The organism is Clostridium sp. D5, from assembly GCF_000190355.1.
In the GTDB taxonomy this organism is placed as follows: Bacteria; Bacillota; Clostridia; order Lachnospirales; family Lachnospiraceae; genus Faecalicatena; species Faecalicatena fissicatena_A.
Genome location: NZ_GL870817.1, coordinates 1 through 6,938 on the forward strand (window position 1 = coordinate 1; position 6,938 = coordinate 6,938).

The following is a 6,938-nucleotide window of genomic DNA, read 5'->3' on the forward strand; positions in this document are numbered from 1 at the left end:
TGTAAGTTTCCTATGGAGTTTGATCTCCTTTCCGATCGTAGATTTATCCTTACCAAGAGTCTGTGCGATAGCGGTCTTTGTAGAACCGTTGGTAATACCGGTAAGAATGATACGTCGTTCCTGCAGCGTCAAATGGGAAAAAGCATTTTTAGGATTCATATGTATACCAGCCTTTCCGGCGGCCGTCTCATATGATAAGTGTAAGACTAAATGCAACATTTGTGGAGATGGAAGTAGGAGAAAGACTAAAATCCACTTTGCCCCCTTCAAAGTGGAAATAAACTTTTCACTTCACCTTTTGAGAAAATTGTTGAAAAAATTTGAAAAAGTACTTGCATTTTTTTTTCTGTTAATATATAATACTACTTGCGTCACCTGTTAAAGGCGACGAAAGTACAATAGATAAGCGCGATTAGCTCAGTTGGTAGAGCACCTGACTCTTAATCAGGGTGTCCAGGGTTCGAACCCCTGATCGCGCAGTTGGAAATCACTGTTTTTGAGAAGCTGGAGTCTCGGGGATGGTGGTTTTTTTCGTGTTTTGGACTTGCAAATGTTCAGGGAGATCAAGAATATAGAGATAGGCGGCAGATTTACCGCTTATCTCTTTTTTAATCCGAATTTCATATGCCCTTAACGTTTCTCCCCTATTATAAGAAGAATAAAATTCTTAAAGGACAGGGAAAGGAACGAGTTTTATGGCAAAGCTAAAACGTGAATCGGATAAAAAGGCAGCAAATAAAAACGCAACAAACAAAAAGGAGAGCGGCTGGTTAAAACAGCATTGTGCAGAGTGTATTGCGATGCTGTTCATTATAGTGTTTATCACACTGGTGCTGGTATGGAACCAGGGCATTCAGGATAAGTACCAGCATTACAACAATACAAACATCACTTATGAAAAAGGAATTGTAACGGAAGTGAAAAATGATGAGCTGACGGTGGATGAAACGGACAGCGGGCGGTATCTGGGTCTGCAGTATGCCAGCATTAAGATGCTCAGCGGGAAATATAAGGGCAGGATTGTAGAAACAGAGAATTACCTGACCGCGGCCAGCAATATTTATGCAGAACCGGGAACACGGGTTATTGTTTCACAGGATGAACCGGAGGATACGGAGCCATATTTTGTGATCTATAATTATTACCGCTCCCCGGCAATCTATGGGATTCTGCTTGTGTTTGGCTTTTTTATGCTGCTGATCGGGGGCAGAAAAGGGATGAGAGCAATTCTGGGGCTGGCATTTACACTGTTTGTGATTGTGATGTGGATGATTCCGGTTATTTATCTTGGGTATTCTCCAGTCATGGCCTCTATTGTTACTGTGATTATCACCACGGCTGCCGCACTGGTTCTGCTGAACGGGGCCAGCAAAAAGACACTGGCTGCAATCTGCGGGACGGCGCTTGGTGTGATCCTGGTGGGGATTATTTTTGCCCTGTTTGCGGCGGTGCTTCATGTGTCCGGGTACAATACGGATGAGACAGAGTTTATGGTACTGATATCAAAGAATACGCACCTTCAGATTGCAGAGGTTCTGTTTGCCGGTGTGCTTATTGCTTCGCTTGGGGCTGTGATGGATGTGGGGATGTCCATCGCTTCGGCAATTTTTGAAGTACAGAGCGCGAATCAGCAGCTCAGCAGACGGGAGCTGTTTCGGTCCGGTATTAATATAGGAAAGGACATGATCGGGACGATGAGCAATACGCTGATTCTGGCTTTTACAGGAAGCGGACTCAGCACACTGCTTGTGCTGACGGGATATGGGATTAAGTACCACCAGCTGGTCAGCTCTGATTTTCTGGCGATTGAGCTGGGGCAGGGGCTGTCGGGTACAATTGCGGTGATTCTGACGGTGCCGATTACCTCGGCAGTTGCGTCAGTACTCTATAAGCGGAAAAAGTAAATGTTAAAAAATTATACAAATATTTTATTTTTATCTTTAAAAGATTAACAAGGGCTTAACTGCGTAATGATGCTCTTCTGATTTCTATTCTTTATTGTTGATAAGGAATTCACATTAAAAAGAATAACTTATCAGAAGGAGAAAACAGAGAAATGAAAGGGAAGATGATGAAAAGGCTGCTGGCCATGGCAATTGCATCGGCAAGCATTATGTCGGCTCCCGGGCTTCTTGTAGCAAATGCTGCGGGGAATACGGCAGGAAATGCAGCGGCAAATACCAGTGCGTCAGATACAGCAGCGGTTCAGGGAACGGCAGGGGAGACAGATACCCAGCCGATGGAAGCAAATGGATTTATTACTTCGGAGGGGGATGCCGCAGAAATCGTTGACAGCGGTGCGGAAGTCAGTTTTGGAGTGGTTTCCGATACTCATGTGCGGCAGGATAAGGCAACAGAAAAGAGCAGGCTTGCAAAAGCAGCCTCATTTTTCAGTGATGCGGGGCTGGACAGCATGGTTGTAGCGGGGGATCTGACGGATGGTGGTTCTGCCAGTGAATATGACGCATGGGGAAGTGTTATTAACGAAAACCTTAGTATACCGCTGATAGCAAGTATGGGGAACCATGAGAACAACAGCGCGGATTATTTTACAAAGACAACAGGAAATAAGCCAAATGACCATCAGATCGTAAACGGATATCATTTTATTACGCTTAGTCCGGGAAGCGGCCAGCTGGATCCGGAGACCGGGAAGGGAACGACCCAGGGCGGCGGAAATTATACATATGCCGTGAATTGGCTGGAAGAGCAGCTGGCAGAGGCGGAAGCGGATACTCCGGACAAGCCGATTTTTGTGTTTTTCCACCATCCGATTAAAAATACATTCTATGTTTCTACAGAATGGTACGGAAGCGGTCTGGATGAAGTGTTTAAATCACACCCGCATGCGGTTACATTTTCCGGACATATCCACAGTCCGAACAATATGCCTACCAGTATCTGGCAGGACGGCGGCTATACTGCAGTGAATACGGTTACGCTTTCCTATATGGAAATGGAGACGGGGATGATCTATGGATCTGTTCCCCCTAATGCAAGCCAGATTGCGCAGGGGCTTGTAGTTGAGGCCAGCGGAAGCCGGGTAACCATTAAGAACTATGATTTCCTTGCAGACAAATGGATCCCGCAGACATGGACATTTGATGTGAATGAAACGCTTCCGTATACGGATGAGAGGGCAGAATCTGCCACGGCGCCGTATTTTGAGGACAGCGCGGCACTTACAGTGAGTGAGATTAAGGATGATTCGGCAAAGCTGACATTTGACCAGGCAAAAATACCGGAAAATAATGTGGGGGATCTGGTGCATTCCTACAAATATGAATTCATCAATACCGATACCCAGGCGGTTGTGAAGACCTTTAAAACATGGTCCAATTATTATCTGCAGCCCATGCCGGAACAGATCACACAGGTGGCGCCGGATCTGGAGGGAGGAACATCTTACGAAGTCCGAATCTATGCCATCGATGCATACCAGAAAATGAGCGAAGATTACTTGTCACAGACGTTTAAAACCACTGGCGAGTCTTCATCAGAACCTGGATTCGACGATATGGTTTCCGGTGTGCCGAAAGCGGATCTGCTGGATGTTGATTTTTCGGAGGGCTCCATATCAGATCATTCGGAATCTGGAAACACGTTTTACGGCAGTGACGGAAGCAATATTTCCATGGATGAAGAGCTTGGAAAATATGTGGCAGAGTTCACTGGAAAAACGGAGGAGGCTTTTCTGACAGACTGGTCAGCGGAGCAGTATGATAAAACAAATGATGATTTTACAATTGAATCTACCTTTAAAGTAGATAAATTCTCCGGCGGTTATGTGGATTTGTTTGCAAACATGGAGTCTGCGGGTATCGGCTTTGAAATCCCGCCTTATGACGATGAGTCCGCAAGCCTGGAGGCATGGGTGCATATCGGTGGTTCCTATAAGCGTCCGATTGCTACAGGTGCTTTGAAATACGGAGAGTGGAACCACGGCGTCATTACTTATGACGGAAGCAAGGTGACCCTGTATCTGAATGGACAGAAGATTGCATCCAAAGAAGCTTCCGGAAATGTGAAGACTCCTCCGTCAAGCTCACAGTATTATGTAATCGGCGGGGACAGCGGATCAAATGGAAGCGTGCAGTCTCCTATGGTTGGGGCAATCTCAACAGCACGGTTATACAGTAAAGCGCTGACTGCAAAACAGGTATCTATGCTTGCCAACAGAGAGTTGACATCGATTGATAAGACAAAACCGGTGATTCAGTTCGCATCCACACCTGGGTCTGAAGGTACGCTGAATGTAGATTATACGGTTCCGGCGGCACAGGCGGCGGACAACAGTACAACTGCAGTACTGACCGCTGTTGTAAAAGACCCGGAGGGCGCAGAAATTCTCAGACTTGGCGGCGACAGCAGCAAGACGGAGGAAAAGACATTCAAGCCGGAAAAAGCGGGAACCTATCAGCTGACATATACGGCAGTAGATCCTGCAGGAAATACGGAGACAAAGAGTTTTTCAATTGAAGTGAAGGCGGGAGACCGCAGCAAGCTGGACGAGGCAATCTTCAGGGCGATATCTATCAGCAATGAAGAGCTTGCCAATTGTACGGAGGAAAGTATAGCCAGGCTGATGGCAGCACTCCAGAAAGCGATGGAAGTTACAAGTACTACAGGGCAGGATGAAATTGATGCAGTGACAAAGGAACTGAATGATGCGATTGACGGTCTGGAGAAAAAGCAGGAAAAACCAGAGGTTGATAAAACACAGCTTGAAGAGCTTTATGAGACGGTAAAGGGAATTACCGGTGAAGGGTATACCACAGAGAGTTATGAAGCACTGGATATTGCCCGCACGAAGGCCTGGGAGATCATAAACAGTGACACAGCAGACCAGGAAGCTGTGGAGGCAGCCTATGCAGAGCTTCAGACAGCAAAAGATGCTCTCCAGGCAGCAGAAATACAGAAGTATATGGAGTTGGTTCTGCAGGCAGCGGCAGAGGCAGACACCACAAATGCTTCGAAAGAGGCTTTGGAGGCATTTCATACGGCTGAGGAGGAACTGAGAAGCCTTCTGGAAGACAGCACTGTAAAGACAAATGTGAAGGCTGCAAAAGCAATTGGAACGTTAAGGGCGATGGGAGGACTGAATCCGGATACTGTAAATGCAGAAGGACTTAAGCTGGCTGTGCAGGCAGCGGAAGTATTAAATCAGTCTGCGTACACAGAAAGCTCATGGGCCGGCTTTGAGACGGCACGCCTGGAAGCGGAAGCGCTGCTGAATGAACTCGAAGCGGCACAGGAAGAAAACATGGAGCCGGGAATCAGTGAGCAGGCAGATAACCCGGAGACGGAAGCTGAAAAAGTAGATGCTGCGATCCATAAACTGGAGACATCTGCCATGGAGCTGACTGAGAAATCCGCAGAGCTGCTGACAAAGCTGAATGAGTCGATTGCGAAAGCGGATGCGGTACTGGCGAAAGAAGAAAGTTATACACCGGACAGCCTGAAAGGCCTTCAGGAAGCGAGAGATGCTGCGAAAGCGCTGGCAGATGCGGGTGCGGACGATGAGGAGAATATCAGCCAGGTTCTGAGTACGCTCGATACTTTATTAAGTCAGGTGAAGGAACGTGCCGATAAGACAAAACTTGTTATGGCACTGTCAAAGGCCTCCTTGGTCAAAGAAGCGGAATATACGAAGGACAGCCTGAAAGCATTTAAAGAAGCTGTTGAAAATGCGAATGCATTAAATGAAGACCCGAATGTATCAGACCAGGCAGCCGTGGATCAGGCAGTAAATGCGCTGGAAGCAGCTATGGGAAAACTGGTTAAGATTGATGATAACTCTGGAAATAATGACGGAAATGATGATAACCAGAACGGTGGAGATCATAATCAGAACGGTGGAGACAACAGCCAGAATGGCGGTAATAGCAATCAGAATAACGGAAGTCAGGGGGGCAGTAAGAATCCCACACAGCAGTCGTCCGGAACAAATACCACCGTTACGAAGACTGTAAAAACAGGAGATAATACCTCTTTTATACTGCTGGCGGTTTTGGCTATGTCAGGTCTGGCAGGAATTGCAGGCGCGGTTGTTTTGAGAAAGAAACTCAGATAAGAAAGATTCATTAGTAACAGGATACAAACATGATATAGAAAGTACCCGGGAAGGAAGGTTCCCGGGTGCTTTTTTGAGATGCAGATATTTTATCGAAAGCGTGATAACCACTGGAAATGAGCTGTTAGAAGTTAAATTCATTCTCCCAGGCGAAACTGGCGGACTCCTCCAGACTTTGGGGCCAGTGGCTGCACCAGGCCGGAACTCCTGGAGTTTCCACTCTGTCCAGACTTGGGGTGTAGGGTTTGATGTCGAGCAGGGGTGTGTTGTCATTGGCATCGATGTACGCAATCTGAACGATACCGTTCTGGTAATCAATCCCAATAATCTCTGCGGTGGACAGGGCAATCGGGTTGGGGCGTACAGGTGATCTTGTAGCAAAAATGCCCATGAATTCCGGTGATTTTTTGTAGGGCTGTTCTGTCTTTAGCTCCGAGCGGAATTCCTCTGTGTCAAAATCGCTGAACCACCATAGAATGTTGATGTGGCTGAATCCATCCAGCGCCTGCAGTGCCGGGATGAATTCGGGAGCAAGTTTCAGGAAGGTTTTGCTTTCGCTGCTTTTGATGGTTCCAATTGGGGTTACTTCATAAGCTGACATAATTATTTCCTCCATTTGTCATTGATTTCCACTGACTTGCCTGCCTGCATAGTTGGCGTCGTTATACGTGGCAGTGTTGAACGGCAGCGGTCGAAACGGAGTGCAGACCTGCCAGTGGGAGCCAATATCCCGCGGTGCGATGTACCGTGATTTTCATGTACGGCAGTCTGCTGAGGGGGATTTGGTTCGTAAGCACAAGGTAACCCCTGACACCGTGTGAGAGTCAAGAAAAATCATAAAAAAAATGTCCTGCAAATTTAATTA

4 protein-coding genes and 1 tRNA gene are annotated in these 6,938 nt (G+C 46.9%); 3 read left to right on the forward strand and 2 right to left on the reverse strand.

Going from position 1 to position 6,938, the window contains the following annotated elements; translation table 11 throughout:
* On the reverse strand, positions 1–219 hold a 219-nt coding region (locus HMPREF0240_RS17450; protein ID WP_035312600.1), incomplete at its 3' end, for a helix-turn-helix domain-containing protein.
* Between the two features lie 187 nt (positions 220–406).
* Between HMPREF0240_RS17450 and HMPREF0240_RS17455 the strand changes: the two genes are divergently transcribed.
* From HMPREF0240_RS17455 to HMPREF0240_RS23565, 3 genes are all read left to right on the forward strand, one after another.
* Positions 407–479 (forward strand) — tRNA-Lys (locus HMPREF0240_RS17455).
* Positions 480–695: 216 nt separating this feature from the next.
* Positions 696–1,904, forward strand: a complete 1,209-nt coding sequence (locus tag HMPREF0240_RS17460) for a YibE/F family protein (protein WP_083806325.1) — start codon at positions 696–698, stop codon at positions 1,902–1,904.
* Positions 1,905–2,056: 152 nt separating this feature from the next.
* On the forward strand, positions 2,057–6,073 hold the full coding sequence (locus HMPREF0240_RS23565; RefSeq protein ID WP_050794566.1) for a LamG-like jellyroll fold domain-containing protein: 4,017 nt from the start codon (positions 2,057–2,059) through the stop codon (positions 6,071–6,073).
* 124 nt (positions 6,074–6,197) lie between these two features.
* Here HMPREF0240_RS23565 and HMPREF0240_RS17470 read toward each other — a convergent pair whose 3' ends face one another.
* Positions 6,198–6,674 carry an SAM-dependent methyltransferase gene (locus HMPREF0240_RS17470; RefSeq protein WP_009004742.1) on the reverse strand — a complete coding sequence of 159 codons (477 nt, stop codon included), beginning with the start codon at positions 6,672–6,674 and terminating at the stop codon, positions 6,198–6,200.
* Between the last annotated feature and the right edge of the window lie 264 nt (positions 6,675–6,938).